The sequence below is a fragment of the Lentilactobacillus parafarraginis DSM 18390 = JCM 14109 genome, from assembly GCF_001435895.1.
In the GTDB taxonomy this organism is placed as follows: Bacteria; Bacillota; Bacilli; order Lactobacillales; family Lactobacillaceae; genus Lentilactobacillus; species Lentilactobacillus parafarraginis.
Window position 1 is genome coordinate 1 of sequence record NZ_AZFZ01000017.1, and the last position, 19668, is coordinate 19668.

Genomic DNA, 19668 nt, shown 5'->3' on the forward strand with positions numbered 1-19668 from the left:
CTGAAATAAAGTTTTCAGACGGACCCTAGTGTTATTAAAAATTTTTATTTCGTATTTGAGTGTCTATTAAAAGCGTTCGTAATTGTCTGAGTTTATTTGAAGCGTAAAAGACACTAACATGTCTCAATTGAACTGAACCCCTTGAATTAGACTTCTCCAATTCAAGGGGTTCAGTTCAAGCTTTCGTTGCATTTTCAACACTACTTAGGCGGTAGTAACAAGATAAACGCACCACCGCTGGTACCAACATTAATTCCGATTCGATAGCCAGTAATGGTCGAAAGAGATAAGTTTTCTTCTTGTAGCTGGTTAGTAATATTTGTCTTTAAGTATTCATTGTAGGTCATCTTCCCAGTCAGCAACGCCTTATCATATTGCCCCCCATTTGTTGATCCCAGAAGAATGAATTGAGATTGTTCGTCCTTTGGCAATTGGCCTTTAAAGTATTCATAGCTATCAGACGTAATTAACCGATCGCCGGTGTCGGCCACTGCTTGAAGGGCTTTATCTGGAACGGTGCCTTTCATGACGGTTAGAATTGCCTGTCTCACAGCCGTCTTAGTTTTGACACCGCCGTTTGCCGCAGGGTCTTTGATGCGATTATTAGGCCCCTTTGCCAAGTATCCCCGCCATACGTAACCGTTTGCTCCGCCACGATAGTTAACCACCTTATAATAGACGGCCGCCTTTTTGCCGTTAACCATCTTGACACTTTGGGATAGGTGCCAAGTAGCGTAGGGATAATTCCTTAAATTATGCAGTTTCTTTGTGTGATATTTGTTCCATATATATGCGGATTTCGTAGATTTGGCGTGATAAGCAATGTCATTATATGATTTTGTTTTTACCCACTTGTAAGCCGCTTGCGTCGTTGGCTGGGTTGTTGCAAAACCAATCCCAGCCCCCAGCAGTGTCAGTAAAAAAAGGCTTGTAACTTTTTTATTCATAATGGAATACCCCTTTCAGAATATCTTAATTATCATTTATTATAAGGCCCTTTATGCCGAATTCATGTGATCAAAAGGTTATTTGATTCTAATTTGACCTTCTATATCTTTGAATGACACTTTATAAGGTTTCAAAAACGATTGCTTTATGAGTAACACCTCAAAATCAAGGTATCATGATATTTATGAGACGTCAATTTCTACTAATCCTTTCGGGGGTTATCCTTGGAAGAAACGTGAATTTGTTTTCTAAATCCTTCTAATGGGTAACTAATAACATTCTTAACGGAGTTTCTTAAGGTTTAAGCCCCTTCAACAAGAATTCCGCCGCCTCATCCGTTGCCTTTTGGGTGTTAATCGATGACCCCGCCAGCGCAACGGGAATCGCGTAACTCATGATGGTTGCCGCAATGTAGTGGAAAACCCGAAGGACCGGCCACTGAACGATTAGACCGGCTTGCTGATAGTGAGTAATTGCTTGGCCAAGTGGGCCGCTAACCAGCTCCTGAATGAGTTTGGTAAATGTCTGACGCATATTATTATCGGTGATAATCTCTTGAAGCACAATTCGTAACTGGCGTTGATTATCAATTACGAAGATGATTCGGTTCTTAATGACCGTTCTTAAAAATTCTTCGAAGGACGGATAAGTGGTTGCCGTTATGGTTTCGGAAAATTCCGAAGCAGCCCTTGGGATGACTTGCTGAACAAATGGCCCCAAGATTGCGGCCAAGATGCCGTCCTTTGTTTTAAATTGTTTATAGACGGTGCCCTCGGAAACTCCAGCGAGTTGGGCGATATCACTAGTACTGGTGCGATCAAAGCCCTTATCCGAAAACAGCTTGAGGCTGGCTCTTAAAACCGCTTTTTGTTTTGCAGTTAACTGGGTTTCGTCCAGACTTTCAGAAAATAAGTCCTGAAGATTTTTAATTGCCATTGGTGACTGGCCTCCTATACTTGGCGGTAACGCCGCATCGATACTAAGTTTAACACTAAGAATAACGCGAAGAAGATCAATAAAGCAATCACATCACCAAAAATATCAGTAAAGTTTGATCCCTTCTCAATCACGTTACTCATGGCCGTTGCGCCGTAATAAAGTGGCATAATCTTAGCGACCGGCTGCAGCCAACCCGCCATTTGACTGATGGGAATGATCCCAGAGAAGAAAATCTGGGGGATGACAACCACGGGAATGAATTGGACCATCTGAAATTCAGATGAGGCAAACGTTGAGATGAATAACCCCATGGTTAATGCGACAATCGCCAGAAGAATGTTAATGAGAAACATGTTCCACACGCTGCCAAGAATTTGAATCTTGAAAGCGTAAATACTGAACACCACGATCAGCAGCGTCTGAATTAGGGCAAAGATACCGTAACCTGCCAGATAGCCGGAAATAATTTCGCCACGTTTCACGGGAGTCGCTAACAGACGATTCAAAGTGCCGGTGGTTCGTTCGCGCAACAGGGCGATGCCTGAAATTAAGAACACGAAGAAGAACACCACGAAGCCAATCATGATGGGGAGCAGGGTATCAAAGAAGGTTGAATCACTGCTGCCATAAAGGTAGTGAGTGGTTGCCGAGTAGTTGACGGGCTTTACCGACTGCTTGGCTAGGGTTGCTCTTGACTTATTTGGCAATGCAGTTGACTTTGGCGCAGCTTGCGATCGTGACGAACGTGCACCACGACTTGCCATCGCTAATGAGGTTTGCAGTTTCTGAATGATTTGTTGTTGAGCTTTCAGGGCGCGTTGCTGCGATTTGATAGCAGTCGCGGCCGCCTGAGTGCGCAACTTGATTTGGGCTGCTTGGAGGCTCTGCTTTAGGATGGCGCTCTTGCTTTGATCCGCGTTTTGCAGGGTTAAAGTGAGCTTGTCACCGCTCTGAGAAATGAACCCAGCATAGTTATGGTTCCGGATGTTGGTTTCGGCGCTGGCTTGATTAGAAATATGGTGAATCTTGATATGCTTGTTTTTAACGGCGTTTACCAGCGTCGTATCAACACCTCGCACACCAAGCGATGCGGTTTGCGTTGTGTTGGATTGAAATAGAAAGTACATCAACGTTAAGATAAATAACGGTGCCAAAAACATCAGGGCAAGCGTTCGCTTATCCCGCACCATTTCTCGTAACACCCGTTTAATCATTGCGATTATTCTCATCTTGCATCCTCCCTGCCTTTAAAAAGACTTCTTCGACGGTTTTCACTTGGTAATCCTTCACTAATTGATCGGGGGTTCCCTGCGCAATTGCCGCGCCGTTGCGAATCATCATCAGCTGGTCAGACTGTTCGGCGTCTTCCATCACGTGGGTTGTGAGCAGGATTGTTTTGCCCTCGTCGGCAATATTATGAAGCTCGGTCCAGATTTGCTGGCGCAGTTCAGGGTCAATCCCCACGGTTGGTTCGTCCAGAATTAATAGTTCCGGATCGGAAACCAAAGCAATTGCTAACGATAACCTGCGTTTCATGCCCCCGGAATAATCTTTGACGTACTTGTCTAGATCGGGCACCAGATTGACAATGTTGGCCGCATATGGGATCTGCGTTTTTAATTTATCGCTGGCAATTCCCTGCATTGAACCGAAAAAGTTAAGATTTTCTCTTGCGGTTAACGTACTGTAAAGGGCATCGGTTTGGGCCATATAACCGATTTTGGCTAAGAGTTTCCGGTTGGGCATCCGTTGGCCCAGCACCGTTACCGTTCCCTTCTGGGGCGTTAGCATCCCCATAATTGTGCTGACCAGCGTCGTTTTGCCAGCCCCACTTGGACCAATGAGACCTAGTATTTCGCCGTTATGAACCGTTAGATTGATATTTTTTAGGACAATGGTTTTGCCGTATCCCTGTTGAAGATTGGATACTTGGATTGTAATTGCCATTTTCAACACCTCCATTTTTTATAATGAGTAAGTCCTCACTCACTAGTATAAAATAAAATGATGAGGATGCAAGGATAATTTCAATTTTTTTGGTATCGGTTTCTTTGGCAGTTATTCGCACTTGGCGTTTTGCCAAACTGCCCCTTGCTTTCACAAAATAAAACGGTTATGATAAAAACGTAAGATATTCTAAGGAGTCTTTAATTATGCCAAACACTAGTAAAACTCAACTGAATACTTGTCGTTATTACTTTTGGTTTTTTCAGATGTGATCTGTAAAAGCCAAGAGATTTTCGTGATGAAAATTAAAAGGCCGCGCAGATCAAGCAATTGACTGTGCGGGATTAAACCATTTTTGGGAAGTCCTTTCAGTCAATGATGACTGAGAGGACTTATTTTTTTAGGAGGAGATCCATATTATGAGTAAATTAGTTGATCGAATGAATAAACGGGTAGCCGCGTTATCACCATCTTCAATTTTAACTTTTAATCAGAAGATTTCGACGATTCCTGACATTGTGAAACTGACGTTGGGGGAACCAGACTTTAACACTCCCGACCACATTAAGCAGGCTGCCATCAACGCAATTAACAATAACGACAGCCACTACACAAATTCCCGGGGGACGCTGGGGCTTCGCAAGGCCGCAACAAGTTACCTCAGTAAGAAGTACGGTGTGAACTACGATCCTGAAACCCAGATCTTAATGACTGCCGGCGCAACTGGGGCCATCTATTCCGCTCTGACGGCGATGCTGAACCCTGGGGATACCGTGATTATTCCAACCCCAATCTTTCCGTTGTACATTCCCATTGCCACGCTTGGCGGTGCCAAACCCATCTTTATTGACACCTCTGATAACGGTTTTATCCTGTCACCAGAAAAATTGGCGAAGGTGATTGAAGACAATAAAGAGACGGTTAAGGCGGTCGTTTTAAACTACCCGACTAATCCAACCGGGGTTACTTATCATCGTGAGGATCTCCAAAAAATTGCCGACGTCATTTCCAAGTACGACATTTTTGTCCTCAGTGATGAAATCTATAGTGAGTTAACCTACGATGGCACCCACGTTTCAATGGGTTCAATTCTCCCTGACCAAGCCTTAGTGATGAATGGGGTTTCTAAGTCTCACGCTATGACCGGTTGGCGGATTGGGATGATCTGCGGCCCTGCGGATGTTATTAGTGAAATTGGCAAGGTCAGCGAGTTTACGATCACTTCGGCAACGACCAACGCTCAGGCGGCGGCCGAAGAGGCGTTTAAGAATGGCCTTGACGATAGTTCAGCGATGAAGGCGGAATATATTAAACGGCGAGATTTACTCATTAAAGGATTATCGAAGGCCGGATTCTCGTGTCCGAACCCGAATGGGGCGTTCTACATTTTCGCTAAGATTCCCGCTGGTCTCAACCAAAACAGCGTTGAGTTCTGTTATGAATTAGCTGAGCAGGCGAAGGTTGCCGTTATTCCGGGTGCCTCATTTGGCCCTGGTGGTGAAGGGTACGTTCGAATTAGTTACGCTGCCAGCGAAGCTGATTTGAATAAAGCCGTTGACCGGATCCAAAAATTCGTTGCTGATAAAGCTAAGGCCGTTGATTAAGTCGACCACTAACTAAGTATTAATCTATAAAAAGAGGAGAAAATAATAATGAAAATTTTGATGTACACCGTTCGCCCAGATGAAAAAGGCCCCATTAACCAGTGGGTGAAGGATCACCCTGGTTATCAAATTGATACCAATAATCAACCCCTAAACAGCAGTACCGTTGATCTTGCAAAGGGATATGATGGGATCGCGATTCTTCAACACGCGTCAATTACCGAACCGGTTGTGTATCAAAAGCTCAAGGAATTTGGCATCAAACAAATTTCACTTCGGAGTACCGGATTTGAAATCATTGATTTAAAAGAAGCCACTAAGAACGGCTTAGTCGTCACAAATGTGCCCGGTTATTCACCACGATCCGTAAGTGAACTGGTGCTTGCTGACGTGATGTATCTTTTGCGCCATCTCGGTGAAGTTCGTGCTCGCGAAGAACACGGCGATTTCACCTGGGTTAATACGGAAGCCAAAGAAATTCACACGTTAACTGTTGGCATTATTGGGGCTGGTAAAATCGGGAGCGCCGTGGCGCGGATCTTTAGAGCCCTTGGTGCAAACGTGATTGCCGCTGATCCCATTCACCGCCCGGATTTAAACGATACCGTTACCTATGTCGATCACGAAACGGTTTATAAAACGGCCGATATTATCACCATGCACACGCCGCTAACCGATGAAACGCACCATATGATCGATGCCGCTGTTTTCAAGAAAATGAAACCAAGCGCCATCTTCATTAATGCATCACGGGGTCCGGTTGTTAAAACGGGTGATTTAGTTGCCGCTTTGGAGAATAAAGAGATTGCCGCCGCCGCGATTGATACATTTGAAGGGGAAACGCCAATTGTCAATCATGATCTAACGGGCAAACCATTGAACAATGACAATTTGGAAAAGCTGTTGGCTATGCCAAACGTGAATGTCAGTCCCCACATTGGGTTCTATACGGAAGTGGCTGTTCAAAACATGGTTGAGATTACTTTGAACGATGTCGATGCCATTCTTCAAGGGAAACAGTCACTGCATCAAGTCAATTAAATTTAGTTAAACCAGAAGTTGTTTAGAATAGTTAAACGGGCCACCGACGTTCCTGAATTGGGAACATTGGTGGCCCGGCTTAGATATTATTCAAAGTAACAGATTAAAGCTGGCCATTTTGAATAAGTGAGCTGATAGGAGTGAATTGAAATGCGAAGAACTGATCGTGAAGTAACGGATATTACCCAAATTAAATCAATTTTAACGGCTGGGCAGGTCATTCACCTAGGCCTTTCAACTGGTGAGTACCCCTACGTTGTGCCGACAAATTACGGGTTTGAATTTAATGATCAAAATCATTTAACCCTGTATATTCATGGCGCGCCGGTTGGCCACAAACGAGAACTAATCGCAAACAATGGCAAGGTTGGGTTTTCGATTGACGTGGATGGCCGGGTTCTGGTGCCAAAGGACCCGCAACATCACACCCCGAGCTTTCAGTACCGAAGTGTGATGGGTTATGGGAATGCTGAATTAGTAGATGATTTAAAAATTAAGCGCCACGCCCTGCAACAGATTACCAAGCATGAGGTTGGGCATCCATGGGCTGATTTGCCGGATGCGGCCGTTGCCCATGTCGGGATCATCAAAATCGAAGTCCTTCATTACACGGCTAAGGCAAATCCTGGGGATCCAGAAAAGTACTTATAGGAATGGCTTCTACGACTTAACCCCCAGAAGGGATGCGAGAATGTACAGGAACCAAATGTGTAACGGGTAGAAGGCGTAAAAGAATCCCTTCATTGACTTGCCAAGTTCTCCGTTATAGAAGTAAATTGGGATGATGGCGAAAACGCGCATCCATTCCGTGTTTGTAGTGAGCAGGTTGTTCGCCGAAAACCCGGTTGCCAGTAATGCAAATACAGCAATCGCGATCAATTGCCAATTTCGATGTTTTCTAAGGAGATACATGAGGGGACCAATATAGAGGAACACGTTATTTTCAGCTGTCAGAACGGTTGGAAATAGCACATAAATTCCCATTGATAGCCAGTGAGCGGAGGAGAATGCGATCATCAAACCGCTCAGGATAATTGGTGTGAGAATCATCAAGATGCCAATCATTATTTGCCGAGGGTGGTGGGTCGTCCGCCCGGTCCCAATTAATTGGAAACCATACATGGTTAAAACGCCAATGAATATGTCGGAAAAAATATTATTCATCAAGCCAAGATCACCGACGCTGAAGAAGTGCTGAACAATCTGACTTCCAATCTGCATTGTCCAAAAACCGATCAGCAGACGGAACAGGTAGCGCTTTTGGTTATGGGTATGAGTGAATCCTTCAACACTCAAAAAGAAGAAGATTGTGGCCACGGGCCGACCAAACCAGTCCATCCAGTCAGGAGCTCCGGCGCCAGCAAACATTTCGTGGATGTGGTCAACCACCATTAGCGTGATTCCGATAAGCTTCAGATCGAAGTTCGTTAGACCACGTTTTGCAGCTAATTCGATAATGATCACCTCAAATTAATTTTGTGGGCAAAGTGTAACATAACTGATTTGCATGATAAACCTTCTGTTAGCCTTTTTACGGTTTTTTTAGGAGTAACTGCCCAGCGTTAGTTTAATGAATGATAACTACCATTTTCAATAAATCCTCATGCATCACTTTGAGCTCCCATCACACTGGGAGCCTTTTTGTTGACTTAAAAACGGATTCGGTCGATAATTGATTAGCTTTAATTGTGTGCAATTAAAATGATTAAACAGAAATGAGGGGGCAATCACATGCAAAAAGCTTCCAATCAGTCGGTACAGAGCGATTCCGAAAGCCAATCTAAAGTCACAATGATGGGGATGTTTAAGTTCGTTTTTGGGACGGTTCTCAAGCGCCCCTGGGTGTTGATCCTCAACGTAGTGGTATTAACGATTCTATCCTTAATGGATTTCTTGCTGCCACAATTCAACCAATATATTATTGATCACGTGATTCCAAATAAGAGCGTTGCCGAGCTAGTGGTTGTCGTGGGGCTCCTGCTTCTAACGGTGACGATTTCAGGCATCTTTACCTATCTTTCAACCTACTGGATGGGCGTTATGAGCCAGGGGGCAATCACAAACCTAAGAAACCAGTTGTATCGTTACCTCATCCGTTTGGATACCCACTTCTTCGAGTCCAGTAAAACTGGTGATTTGATGGTTCGACTGACGTCAGACATTAATAACCTCCAAAACCTGATTTCACCCAATATGTTGTCATTAGTCGGCAGTTTGTTTACGTTTGTTGGCGTGCTGTTTTTTATCTACTTCGTTAACTGGGAAATGGCGTTGGCAGTGAGTTTGACGTTTCCGTTTATTTTCCTGGTGGTGCGCGTTTTTCGAACCCGAATTCGTGAATCATACCGGAAGGCCCGGCAATCCCAAGCCTTGATGACGAATCAGCTGCAGAATACTTTAACCGAGATTCAGTTGATTAAGAGTTACACCACTGAGGATTTGGAAACCAACCGGTTCAGCAAACTCGCAAATATGAATAAGGATAACATCATTGAAGCAACGCGGAACCAAGCGATTTTTTCACCGCTCATCAACTTTATTGAGTATTTGGGAACGGCAACCGTGTTACTGTTAGGAACAATTTTTATATTTAAGAAACAGCTAACCCTTGGGGAATTAGTCGCCTACCTGAGCTATGTGGGAATCCTCCAAAGCCCGATTAGTTCATTTTCAAGATTGCTGAATCAGTTTCAACAGTCATTGGTTTCTTACGGCCGGATTATGGACATTATGGCGCTCAAACCGCAAATTATGGATGCGCCAAACGCGGTTGATTTTCCAGAAATTAAGCGAGGGGTTGAATTTGACCACGTGACGTTCACCTATGACGTTGATGATCCAAAGGCCGCCCATGAGCCGGCGATTCGGGACGTGAGTTTTCAGATTCCGTTTGGTAAACAAACCGCGTTGGTTGGCCATTCGGGTGCCGGGAAATCGACGTTGACCGAATTGCTGGATCGCCTTTACGATATTGATAGTGGTCAAATTACCTTTGATGGCGTTTCGATCCAGGACATTAAGTTACGGTCGTTACGGCAAAACATTGCGATTGTGTCGCAGGATATTTTCATTATTGACGGGACGATTGCTGATAATATTAAGTACGGAACGCCGGGGGCAACCGAAGATCAACTTTGGGAAGTCGCAAAGTTAGCCGATATTGACGCGTTCATTCAGGGATTACCCGAAAAGATGAAAACCCAAGTTGGCGAGCGGGGGATCAAACTATCCGGTGGCCAAAAGCAACGGATTGCGATTGCTCGGGCGCTTCTCAAAAATGCCCAGATTGTCGTGTTGGATGAGGCCACCGCTTCTCTGGACAATGAATCAGAAAAGACGATCCAACATGCATTGGAAAATTTGATGGAGCAGCGAACGTCGTTAGTGATTGCTCACCGACTTTCGACGATTCATAATGCCGACCAGATTTTGGTTGTTGACGATGGAAAAATCGTTGAACGCGGTAACCATGAATCGTTGATGGCTCAGGATGGTTACTATAAGAAACTTTATGAAGCGCAATTTGAATAACCAGAAAACGCCCCTTAGATCAGCGCGAGCAAGCGTTGAATCTAAGGGGCGTTATTGTTCTTCTGCTTAAAAATGAAGCGGATTTGTTAACTGTCAGCCTCCATCTCGATTAAGTCATAAAAGGCGTGGCCGCCAACATTGTATTGGGTCCACCAGGCAGTGAGTGCCGAGTCGCCATTTCGCCAAGTACGTTGTTGATTTTTAATTTTTTGAATTGACAGGCGGTAATATCTCGAAGAGACTTTCCTGTCAGGCAGTCCCTTGATCGGCTTTTTGTAGTAGACATAGGATGTGTTGCCCGTTGTCTTGAAATGATTAATTTTCACCATGGTGGTTGGTTTGATTCGCCACAGCGGATTTTCATCTTGTGAACCTGACTTGGATTCGAAGCTGTTTTTAATATCGTAATGTTTGAGGCGGGCGCCACTATAATATTGCAAGTAGCCGTCCATTGTGATGTAGAAAATCGGCTTGTAATTCGAAGCTGCTTGATTTGTATATCCAGAACCAACTTGCATTACTCGAGCGCGAACCGGCAATTTAAACCGGTAAGGGGCAAAGTATTTGGTGTTGTAATGCTTCGTGTGGTAGGAGGCCATTTTGTTTTCATACAGATGCTGTTGGGCTTTGTAACTCATTAAGCCGCGAGATAGAACGGCCGTATTGCCCGATGTGAGAAGCACTTTAAGAATGGTTCCTTTTGGTGTCAAGATTCGCTTACCACGGTGACCATCTACCTTGGTATACTGGCCAGTAAAGATTGGCCGCTTCACCTTAACATACGTGATTGAAATATTATCTCCCAAGTTAGAGGATGCTTGAGTCGGTCTTGTGACTGTAAGAAAACTGAGCGCCGAAATTACCGTTAACAGTAGGGTTAGTGGGGACTTCATTGATTGACGATTCAAGATGGGTCACTCCTTTACAGTTGCCATTATAGCATGGCGAAGTACGACTAAAAAATCGCAAAACCGGATACTAGGTTTGCGATTTTAAAACACATTAAAATGAACGGTTTGAAATTAATACTTCGGGGACGTGGTTAACCAATAAGTTGGCCAAACCACTATGGCCGTCGTAGGCAATTCCTTCAAATTCCCGTTTTGGCCCAAATTCGTTCCATTCAAAGCAACTATTGGTCAGATGCCCCTGGCCGTCCAACCGATCCTTGGGGAAACTGGCAACTGAGGCGTCCGATATCAGAAGGAGCCGTTTACGAGCCGGGTTGTAAGCCATGCTTTGAATTCTGGTTCCCGGTTGGTGACGAAGTTTCTGTTTGGTTAGCCGAAATTTGACGGATCGGTGGTGGATTTTACCCTTGAATAAATAGGCACACCAGCCGGGATTCGTCCAGAAATAGGCGTTCCCAGCCCGATCAAATGTTAAGTTATGGCCGCCGGGGACGCTGAGCCCGTGACTTGATAAGCGAAAACGAATCGCATGGTCTGGCCGCAGCTTTTTGAGATTGATGTGTTGAATGTATCCCCAATAGTTGATTGGAACACGGGGTGCGCGTTCTTTATCACGCCACATATACATTCCATGATTCTTCCAGTTATAGGCCAGTGATTGCCCGTGACCGGTGACAAACAAGGGGCCCACTTTGATGGCCGCTTGGATTTCCTTTTGCATCGGATTGTACTTACCGTGGTGTTTAACGTACGCATCCCGGACTTCCTTTGGAAATAACCGGGCTCCCAATTGATCCAGTCGCTGAGTGTTGAATCGAACAATGCGGCCCTTATTGTGAAGATTTGTCGGACAGTAAACGATGTACATGTACTTTTTACCTGTCATCGCAATTGATTGAGGGTTTCCCCAGTGCTGCCCATTCTTTCCCGGAGACGGTAATATGTAACGGGTTGCAAAGGAAACGTTTCTCCCCGTAGTTGCTTTAATTGAATGTGGATTGGAAGCCTGCTTCACGTGATGATAGTGTTTTGGAACGTGGATGTAGTGAACTTTGCGGTTATTAAGAAAGCGCATGTTATGACGATGATAAATTAATCCAGATGACCGCTGATGATAAATAATAAACTTAGCGTTTGCGGTTGGTTCGCTAACCGCAAACGTGATGCATATTCCCAACAGACAAAAAAGCCCCTTTAGTAGTTTCACGCAAACTCCCCCCCGAATTGCAAAATGCCGTGAACTATAAGATAAAAGTAAAAATATATTAACTTCTAAATTTTAAGTCACAATTCGAGAAATGTAAATATTTAATAAAGTAAATTCAGAGCTTATGAGTGATCCCGAAGCCCTTAACCGCAATGACGCGACGAAAAGCGTGCGCCCAATGCGGTCAGCTTCCGAATTATAGGTAGAAAGCTGTCTTGGGGCGCACGTTTTGTAAGGAAGTCTTGTTCAGATAAACATGAAGTCGTTGAGACAAGCCGAATTTTTATGCCAACTGTCTCATTGGTTGAATTTGTTAAATTAAGAGGCAGCGATGGCCTGTTTAACAGTATCTTCCATTGCTTCCGGCCTTGTGATTGGGGCGTAACGGTGGATCAATTTGCCGTCTCGACCAACCAAAAACTTTGTGTAGTTCCACTTAATGTTTCCGTGACCTGATTGGGCTTTGAGGAAGGTAAAAAGTGGATCTTCATTCTCACCATTAACAGTGACGCGGCGGGTCATTGGAAATGTGACGCCGTAATGAAGTTGACAATACTCTTCGGCTTGTTGATCAGTTTCTAATTCCTGGTGAAATTGGTTTGATGGCAGACCGATTACCACCAGTCCATCATTGTGATACTGCTTATAGAGGGATTCGAGCCCCTCTAATTGGGGTGCTAAGCCACATTTACTAGCGGTGTTGACAATTAACAAAACTTTTCCCTGATAATCTTTTAAGTTGATAGGATTACCATTCATTTCAGTTTCGGTAAAGTCATAAATGGATGTCATTATAATCACTCCTCACTTAATTGAATTGTACCCTATTAATTGGTACCAAACAATAGAAAATGCTATTCGTTGGATTTGAGGGCTTCGATCATATCGACCCGCTTTAAATGGCGATGGGCAACCAAAATGACGATCACGTTAAACAGGATCATGAGCAACGTTGCAACGATATACCACTGAAAATGAATAGTCAGAGGAAAGACAACCGTCGCGGTTTCCGCCTGATGAAGGACATAGAGCGTCAACAGGTTACCAAATCCGAACCCAACAATAATGCCGACAATTGCCAGCACGATGTTTTCCCGGGCAATATACATCGTAACTTCGCGATCGAAGAAACCGAGCACTTTAATGGTTGACAGTTCGCGAATTCGTTCCGAAATGTTGATGTTGGTCAAGTTGTACAGGACGACGAAGGAAAGAACCCCTGATAACAGAATAAAAATCAGGACAACCGGTGTCATCTGATTGGACATGTTGTTGACGGTCTTTCTTTGGTCATTTGTGAAGCTGACACCGAGAACGTGGGAATTATCGGTTAACCACTTTTGGCTCAAATTTGTTTGGGATTTTCCAGTCATTTTTTTAAGCTGAACCATCAGCGTTTCAATGGGAATTGACCGCTTAAAGGCCCTTTCGTAAGCGGTGGGTGAGAGATACATGAAGTGGCCGATATAGTTCTTAACGACTTTTGCGACGGGAATGATCGCCTCATGCCCATTTGCGGTTGTCACGTGCAGATCACTACCGGTTTTTAACCCAAGTGTGTTAGCAATTTTTTCAGAGATGACAATGCCACTTTTAGGAAGGGTCACCTTTGTGTTTGTCTGAACGCTGCGGAGGTGAACGTAATTGGTAAATTGGTGAGGGTTCTTGGCCACGTACAGGGTAACGTCATTGAGCTGATCACCGTGGGATTTAACTTTGACCACGTCAGTGCCGACTGGTGTGCTTGACTTGTACTGGGGGCTTTGGCTAACGGTCTTTTCGACGGTATTCAAGTGGTGGGGATCGTTGGCCTGAACAACCGCCTGATAATTGATCACTTGGCTGAACTGACGATGGCCAGAAGCGCCGATTGAATCAGAGATGCCAAAGCCGGTTAAAATGAGTGCCGTTCCACCAGCAATGCCGAGAATAGTCATGAATGCCCGGGACTTAAAGCGGAACAGGTTTCGATAACTGACTTTTTGATAAAAATGAAGTTTGGACCACAGCCAGGTGAAATGTTCCAGCCATATTTTTTTCGCTGATTTGGGTGTTTTGGGCCGCATCAGCGATGACGGGACTTCTTTAACTTGGCGGAGGATCACGTACAATGCCGCTCCAACCGTTGCAATCAGCGATAGAATGGCGGCGATGAGAATTTGGGCCCACTGGTAATAAATAATCGGAACGGTGAAGATATATCCCTTATAAAGTGAAATCACAAACCTGGGTAGATATTGGTTTCCGACAAATGAGCCTAAGGCAATTCCGAGGATGCCAGCCAAAAATGCGTACGAAACATAGTTCTTGGCAATGGCTAAATTTGAGAATCCCAACGCCTTAAAGGTGCCAATTTGCATTCGGGCTTCTTCTACCATTCGGGTGACGGTTGTGAAGGTGATAAGGGCTGCTAACAGAAAGAAGAAAACCGGAAAGACGTTTGCGATGGCCGCAATTCGGTCTGCGCTGTCTCCGTAAGCGGAAAATCCAGCGAGATCCTCACGGGTTGACCAGGTATAGGTTGGGGTTGCGGATTTGGCCAATTGCGTTTTCGCCGCGGTTAGCTTTGCCCGCTGCTGATTGATTTTCGATTGAGCAGCTGTCAACTTAGCGGTTGTTTTGAGGCGCCAATTTGATTGCTTATTGAGTTGCTGTTTGGCTTGAGTAATCTTTGCTTGGGCGGCCGTTAATCTTTTGGTTGCCGGTGAGAGTTTGCGATTACCTTCCGCGAGAATTTCTGCTTGACGCTGTTGTTTGCGCTCTTTAAAAATGGGCTTCAGTTGGTTAACTTTTTGATTGACCGCGTGACGATGAGCTTTAGAAAAGGGATCTTTCGTTGCTAAGGAATCAAACCGAACGTTGAGTAGGGTGGCAGTTGGCAGGTTCATCTGAGAAGATCTGATATAGGCAAAGTAAGCCACCTGACCAGTGCCAATATTCGTTGATCCCCGGGTTGTATTGTCGATATAGAGGGGTGAGTTCGCAAACCCAACAATTTTGTAAGTTTGCCGCTTTAAATGAGCTTGGTTCTTAAATGTATACGTGTCCCCCAGCTTGTAGTGATTTTGCTGCTGGGCCCGCTGATCCAAGATGATTTCATTGTTTTTCCGGGGCAGATGACCAGAGGTTACTTCTAATTGGTTGAGACCGCGGTTATTTGTGTAGCCGTAAAGGGCAACGGCGTCCTTATTCTGACCGCCCAGAACGTATTTGAACTTAACTGATTGGGCTTTGGCACCATTGACCTTTTCGGCGGCCTTCACGTCATCGCTGGTGATGCCCTTATCCGAGAGAAGTGAAACGTCGGATAGCTGGTGTTGATTAAGCATGGTGGTTGCGGAATCAATGAGTCCCGGGCCGGTTGCTTTCACACCAACGAAGATTACAACCCCCAGAAAAATGATTAATGCGATTGCGATAAACCGACCTAGGGATGCCCGAATATCTCGCCACAGTAAATTTCCCATATATCTCACCTCCTACCAAACAATTTCGGAAACCGGGGTTGGATTTGAATGGTTTTCGACATCGCGAACTTTGGCATCGTTAATATGAATGACCCGATCGGCCATCTTAGCGATTTCTGAGTTGTGGGTAATAATGACGACCGTTTTATGAAAGGTTCGACTGGCGTTGCTGAGAAGCTGAAGGACCTGCTTACCGGTTTCGTAATCCAAGGCACCAGTGGGTTCATCACACGGTAAGAGCTTTGGATTTTTAGCGAGTGCCCGGGCAATGGCGACCCGTTGCTGTTCGCCACCGGATAGTTGCGATGGAAAATTATCCAGCCGTTCCGATAAGCCAACTTCATCCAGAACCTTTACCGGATCCAACCCATCCTTAACGATTGAAGTTGCCAGTTCAACATTTTCCCTAGTTGATAGGTTGGGAATAAGATTATAGAACTGAAAGACAAACCCGATATCATCGCGGCGAAACCGTGTTAATTCTCGGGCATTAAACGTTGCGATGTCGGTGCCGTCGATGATTATTTGGCCGCTGGTTGGGCTATCCATCCCACCGAGGATATTCAGGATTGTCGATTTCCCGGCGCCACTGGGCCCTAAAATTACGGTTAGCGAACCGGCTTCAATGTCAAAACTGACATCGCGATTCGCAACGATTTCGGTTTCTCCCATTTGATAAGTTTTGAATTCATTTCGAACTTCAATGTAGGCCATTGTTTAGCAAACTCCTTTAACGTCATTAAATGAACGCATTATTCTTCTATTAACATTATGGTATCTTCGCTGGTAAATAACAATCGACAATTGAAAGACGAACGTCATAAAATGAACAAATTAATGAGAGTTGATTTCTGGGTATTTCTCGAAAAATAGCTGGGCGGCTCCTCCCTTAAAGGCCTTGACGATGTTGGTAGGCCCGGATTTCGGCTTAAAACTAATCAGGAGTCATCACCTCGATGCGTTCGATAGTTACTTCGTTCAGATTCGCGATTCGCTGCAAGATTGATTTCATAATTGAATTCATGATGATTTTTCCATTACAAAGATGTAAAATCGACTTAACTATTAACAATTGTTCCCGTGGGGCGCGGGTGTCAATAGTGAATTTTGGGAGTAATGGTTAAATGGCCGTTACCTAAATGGAGGGGTATCTATTGAAAATTAGAAAGGTTATTGTGGGGGTCGCAACAGGTGTATTACTCGCTGCGTCAGTTGCTGGGGTTGCCAGTGCTGCGACTTATGTTCAGCGGAGTAATGCACTGATTCAGTACGGAAGTTTGCGGTTAGTGAATAATCATAACGTTCACTTTGTGAAGGCAAATGGTAACTATTCCTGGTCAAAGAATCCAAGTGGCCGTGACACAATTAAGAGTACGAGTGGGACAAAGTGGACGCTGCGGACAAAGTATCTATTGCCAACGACGCACGCCGTATTTGGTAAATCTGCCTTTGATGTGACTAATCCGCAGGCTGCTGCATTTGGGGGCAAGTACCTGTTCGTGCTTTACGCACCACACAACACGGTTGGAAAGGGGTTCGTGGTTCGTTACAGCAGTGCTGCGCTCGCCAAGATGGGGTCAATCCAAAGTGCTTTGGACTCGAAGAAGGGCAGCTCAGGCATTAAGGTTGGCCCACAAATTGATGTTGGCCACGGCCAATCGCTGGCTTATAACCGGAAACAGCATTCGTTATGGATGTGGCGGGATCGTCCGGACATGAAGCCAACCGCTTCCTCAACGATTCAACGGATTAGTATGTCATCGCTGCGGCCGAACCGGGCAATTAAATTCCACATGAACAATCGCGGGGCGATGGTACCAGCAGGACATAATCTAACCTTTGATAATTCTGGTCATGCATACTGGTGGGGCATTTCCGGCGGTCACGTTAAGATCTACCGCGGCGTGCTTGGTGCGAAGTCCATTCGGGTATCGTTGGTTAAGCAGCTCCTCAAGAACCAAACGGGAACCCATCAGCAATCAATGGGATATAATCCCCATAATGGTCGCCTGTACCTGGTTTCCGATGATTCAATTCAAACATTGCCTGCTTCAAAGACATACGGGCATGGAAGTTTGAAGCCAAGCGATATTAAGTACACGCGATTCCATTCCGGCCGAGAATTTGAATCAATGATCTTTGATAAGTCTGGACATGCGATGTTGCTGACAAACCGGAACCCAGAGCTCTTACGGTCAACCACCCGTTACTAATTTAATGAGTTGTTAATCGCCGTTGAAACTAAATTCAAATGCCGATTCAAATAACGGCGGGCATGAAATAGTTGGATTTTTCGTTATCCGTCATTACGGGGCAGCGACTAGGCGCCCGTTTCGGAATGTCATGTTAAATATGGAGAGGTTGAAGCAATTCATTATTTTGCTCAGCCTTTTTATATGGTTCAAAGTTGACACGGTGTCATCTATCTGGTAAGATAATTTTAATTAATAAATGACATCGTGTCATTACTGGAGGGAATCACATGGTATCAACAACCTTTCGGAATTTAAATTCCGAGAAACGCGAACGCATCAATCAGGCGTTGTTAAATGAATTTTCGAAACGGCCGTTAGCCGAAGCAGAAGTTGCCCCAATCGTGAAGCAAGCAGGCATTGCGCGGGGAGCGTTTTATAAGTACTTTGATGATTTAAGGGATGCCTATCGTTACATTTATGGCGTCGCAATGGGGTCGATTCACGTTGAAATCAATGAAGAAGTAAATGATCACACATTTAGGCCACAGTTCTATGTGGATCAAGTGGTCGCATTTGTTGACAACGTGGGTGCCAGTCAGTATCGAGATCTTGTGAAGATGCATCTGCGTAGAAATGAATCATTAGTTGATGAACAATTTGATGATTCGAAATTATCAGGTCGGCAATGGGCGGCCATGATTTTGAGCCATCAAGTCATTAAACAGATCTTAGAGGAACCAGAACGGCGAGATGTCCTAATCTCTCGACTTTTAGAAGTTTTAAACTTACTGGCTCGAAAGGAGAACGCATAGATGTATTTAGCTTTAAAAGAAATTCGCCACGAAAAGTTACGGTACTCCTTAATTACCGGGATGATCGTCCTGATTACCTACCTCATCTTTATTTTATCAGGACTAGCCACTGGATTAGCTGGTGAAAATACCCAGGCAATCGACTCATGGAATGCGAAGAGTGTGGTTTTAAATCGGGATGCGAATGTTAACCTGTCGCAATCCACGATCACAACGGATCAGATTGATAACGCAAACTTAACCAAGAACCAAGCCGTGATTGGCCAGTCGCCAGTGGTTGTTAAGTCCCACGATCGTGAGAAGGAATCCGCCCAGTTTGTTGGTCTGAAAAACAATGAGTACATTGCAAAGGACCTTTCCGTTGCTAACGGCCGCAAAGCACGAACCAGTCATGAAGTTGTGGTTGATCAGCAGTTTAAGCAGGACGGGTATAAACTTGGCGATAAGGTGAAGTTTAATTCCGCTACCACCCGTTACACAATTGTTGGCTTTACAAAAAATGCCAAGTTAAACGTCGCTCCGGTAGTATATGGATCGCTCTCAACTTGGAAAGACCTGAGGAATATGCCCGGCGCAAAACTGGCGGGGAGTGCGATTGTTTCGAAAACCGCAAACTTCAAGTCTCATAATAAGGAACTCAAGACGTACAGTGACAGTTACTTCGTTTCCAAGTTGCCAGGGTACGCCGCTCAAAACACAACTTTTGGCTTCATGATTGGATTTTTGATGATTATCTCACTGGTAATTATCGCGGTATTCCTGTATATTTTAACGATTCAGGCGTTACCAACCTATGCGGTATTGCGAGCCCAAGGAATTCCAGCTGCTACCCTGGTTCGGACCATCATTTCTCAATCGCTGATTTTAATGGCGTTGGGAATTGTGATTGGAACTGGATTGACGTTGATTACCGCGAACATGATTCCGTTTGGGGTGCCGATTTCATTTAATGTCCCAATGCTGGCAATGATTTCGGTTGGCCTTCTTCTAATGGGAATTATTGGGGCTGCAATTCCAGCCCGAAAGATTGCCGTTGTTGACCCTGTACAAGTAATTGGAGGATAAA

At 44.8% G+C, this 19668-nt stretch carries 17 protein-coding genes and 1 pseudogene; 7 read left to right on the forward strand and 11 right to left on the reverse strand.

Annotated elements, in window-relative coordinates; all coding sequences use genetic code 11:
• Nucleotides 1–200: 200 nt before the first annotated feature.
• From FD47_RS05750 to FD47_RS05765, 4 genes are all read right to left on the reverse strand, one after another.
• Nucleotides 201–947, reverse strand: a complete 747-nt coding sequence (locus FD47_RS05750) for a hypothetical protein (RefSeq protein WP_054733844.1) — start codon at nt 945–947, stop codon at nt 201–203.
• A 295-nt stretch (nt 948–1242) separates the two neighbouring features.
• On the reverse strand, nt 1243–1884 hold the full coding sequence (locus FD47_RS05755; RefSeq protein ID WP_054733841.1) for a TetR/AcrR family transcriptional regulator: 642 nt from the start codon (nt 1882–1884) through the stop codon (nt 1243–1245).
• Nucleotides 1885–1898: 14 nt separating this feature from the next.
• On the reverse strand, nt 1899–3116 hold the full coding sequence (locus tag FD47_RS05760; protein ID WP_056980188.1) for an ABC transporter permease: 1218 nt from the start codon (nt 3114–3116) through the stop codon (nt 1899–1901).
• Nucleotides 3094–3834 (reverse strand): ABC transporter ATP-binding protein, encoded by a 741-nt coding sequence (locus tag FD47_RS05765; protein WP_056980190.1) that lies wholly within the window; start codon nt 3832–3834, stop codon nt 3094–3096. The genes FD47_RS05760 and FD47_RS05765 overlap by 23 nt, the downstream gene beginning before the upstream one ends.
• A gap of 419 nt (nt 3835–4253) precedes the next feature.
• On the opposite strand from FD47_RS05765, the gene FD47_RS05770 reads away from it, so the two are divergent.
• From FD47_RS05770 to FD47_RS05780, 3 genes are all read left to right on the forward strand, one after another.
• Nucleotides 4254–5438, forward strand: a complete 1185-nt coding sequence (locus tag FD47_RS05770; protein ID WP_056980192.1) for an aminotransferase class I/II-fold pyridoxal phosphate-dependent enzyme — start codon at nt 4254–4256, stop codon at nt 5436–5438.
• A gap of 45 nt (nt 5439–5483) precedes the next feature.
• Nucleotides 5484–6479 (forward strand): D-2-hydroxyacid dehydrogenase, encoded by a 996-nt coding sequence (locus FD47_RS05775; protein ID WP_202813711.1) that lies wholly within the window; start codon nt 5484–5486, stop codon nt 6477–6479.
• A 150-nt stretch (nt 6480–6629) separates the two neighbouring features.
• Entirely contained in the window at nt 6630–7130 is a 501-nt protein-coding gene (locus FD47_RS05780; protein WP_056980196.1) for a pyridoxamine 5'-phosphate oxidase family protein, read from the forward strand.
• 9 nt (nt 7131–7139) lie between these two features.
• Here FD47_RS05780 and FD47_RS05785 read toward each other — a convergent pair whose 3' ends face one another.
• Nucleotides 7140–7943 (reverse strand): TraX family protein, encoded by an 804-nt coding sequence (locus tag FD47_RS05785; RefSeq protein WP_225352796.1) that lies wholly within the window; start codon nt 7941–7943, stop codon nt 7140–7142.
• 267 nt (nt 7944–8210) lie between these two features.
• On the opposite strand from FD47_RS05785, the gene FD47_RS05790 reads away from it, so the two are divergent.
• Nucleotides 8211–10010 (forward strand): ABC transporter ATP-binding protein, encoded by a 1800-nt coding sequence (locus tag FD47_RS05790; protein ID WP_056980199.1) that lies wholly within the window; start codon nt 8211–8213, stop codon nt 10008–10010.
• Nucleotides 10011–10096: 86 nt separating this feature from the next.
• Here the strand turns inward: FD47_RS05790 and FD47_RS05795 are convergent, their stop codons facing one another.
• From FD47_RS05795 to FD47_RS15025, 6 genes and pseudogenes are all read right to left on the reverse strand, one after another.
• Nucleotides 10097–10918, reverse strand: a complete 822-nt coding sequence (locus tag FD47_RS05795) for a hypothetical protein (RefSeq protein ID WP_225352795.1) — start codon at nt 10916–10918, stop codon at nt 10097–10099.
• Between the two features lie 94 nt (nt 10919–11012).
• Nucleotides 11013–12128 carry a hypothetical protein gene (locus tag FD47_RS05800; RefSeq protein WP_054733838.1) on the reverse strand — a complete coding sequence of 372 codons (1116 nt, stop codon included), beginning with the start codon at nt 12126–12128 and terminating at the stop codon, nt 11013–11015.
• A 318-nt stretch (nt 12129–12446) separates the two neighbouring features.
• Entirely contained in the window at nt 12447–12920 is a 474-nt protein-coding gene (locus tag FD47_RS05805) for a glutathione peroxidase (protein WP_054733835.1), read from the reverse strand.
• Nucleotides 12921–12982: 62 nt separating this feature from the next.
• On the reverse strand, nt 12983–15604 hold the full coding sequence (locus FD47_RS05810; protein ID WP_056980201.1) for an FtsX-like permease family protein: 2622 nt from the start codon (nt 15602–15604) through the stop codon (nt 12983–12985).
• A 3-nt stretch (nt 15605–15607) separates the two neighbouring features.
• Nucleotides 15608–16309 carry an ABC transporter ATP-binding protein gene (locus FD47_RS05815; protein ID WP_054733833.1) on the reverse strand — a complete coding sequence of 234 codons (702 nt, stop codon included), beginning with the start codon at nt 16307–16309 and terminating at the stop codon, nt 15608–15610.
• A gap of 132 nt (nt 16310–16441) precedes the next feature.
• A pseudogene (locus tag FD47_RS15025) lies at nt 16442–16607 on the reverse strand (transposase); the annotation flags it as partial.
• Between the two features lie 127 nt (nt 16608–16734).
• Here FD47_RS15025 and FD47_RS05820 point away from each other — a divergent pair.
• The 3 genes from FD47_RS05820 to FD47_RS05830 all read left to right on the forward strand — a co-directional run bounded on the left by FD47_RS05820 (nt 16735) and on the right by FD47_RS05830 (nt 19667).
• Nucleotides 16735–17808, forward strand: coding sequence for a hypothetical protein (locus FD47_RS05820; RefSeq protein ID WP_008215334.1), 1074 nt, complete (start codon nt 16735–16737; stop codon nt 17806–17808).
• A 269-nt stretch (nt 17809–18077) separates the two neighbouring features.
• Complete coding sequence (locus FD47_RS05825) at nt 18078–18602, forward strand: TetR/AcrR family transcriptional regulator (protein ID WP_056980203.1); 525 nt, start codon at nt 18078–18080, stop codon at nt 18600–18602.
• Nucleotides 18603–19667: an ABC transporter permease gene (locus FD47_RS05830; RefSeq protein WP_008215340.1), complete on the forward strand. Its 1065-nt coding sequence runs from the start codon at nt 18603–18605 to the stop codon at nt 19665–19667.
• Nucleotide 19668 lies beyond the last annotated feature (1 nt).

Bases quoted from the DNA above. Each gene is read 5' to 3' on its own strand.
- FD47_RS05750 (WP_054733844.1), bottom strand. From the start codon at position 947: ATGAATAAAAAAGTTACAAGCCTTTTTTTACTGACACTGCTGGGGGCT.
- FD47_RS05755 (WP_054733841.1), bottom strand. From the start codon at position 1,884: ATGGCAATTAAAAATCTTCAGGACTTATTTTCTGAAAGTCTGGACGAA.
- FD47_RS05760 (WP_056980188.1), bottom strand. From the start codon at position 3,116: ATGAGAATAATCGCAATGATTAAACGGGTGTTACGAGAAATGGTGCGG.
- FD47_RS05765 (WP_056980190.1), bottom strand. From the start codon at position 3,834: ATGGCAATTACAATCCAAGTATCCAATCTTCAACAGGGATACGGCAAA.
- FD47_RS05770 (WP_056980192.1), top strand. From the start codon at position 4,254: ATGAGTAAATTAGTTGATCGAATGAATAAACGGGTAGCCGCGTTATCA.
- FD47_RS05780 (WP_056980196.1), top strand. From the start codon at position 6,630: ATGCGAAGAACTGATCGTGAAGTAACGGATATTACCCAAATTAAATCA.
- FD47_RS05790 (WP_056980199.1), top strand. From the start codon at position 8,211: ATGCAAAAAGCTTCCAATCAGTCGGTACAGAGCGATTCCGAAAGCCAA.
- FD47_RS05805 (WP_054733835.1), bottom strand. From the start codon at position 12,920: ATGACATCCATTTATGACTTTACCGAAACTGAAATGAATGGTAATCCT.
- FD47_RS05815 (WP_054733833.1), bottom strand. From the start codon at position 16,309: ATGGCCTACATTGAAGTTCGAAATGAATTCAAAACTTATCAAATGGGA.
- FD47_RS05820 (WP_008215334.1), top strand. From the start codon at position 16,735: ATGGAGGGGTATCTATTGAAAATTAGAAAGGTTATTGTGGGGGTCGCA.
- FD47_RS05825 (WP_056980203.1), top strand. From the start codon at position 18,078: ATGGTATCAACAACCTTTCGGAATTTAAATTCCGAGAAACGCGAACGC.
- FD47_RS05830 (WP_008215340.1), top strand. From the start codon at position 18,603: ATGTATTTAGCTTTAAAAGAAATTCGCCACGAAAAGTTACGGTACTCC.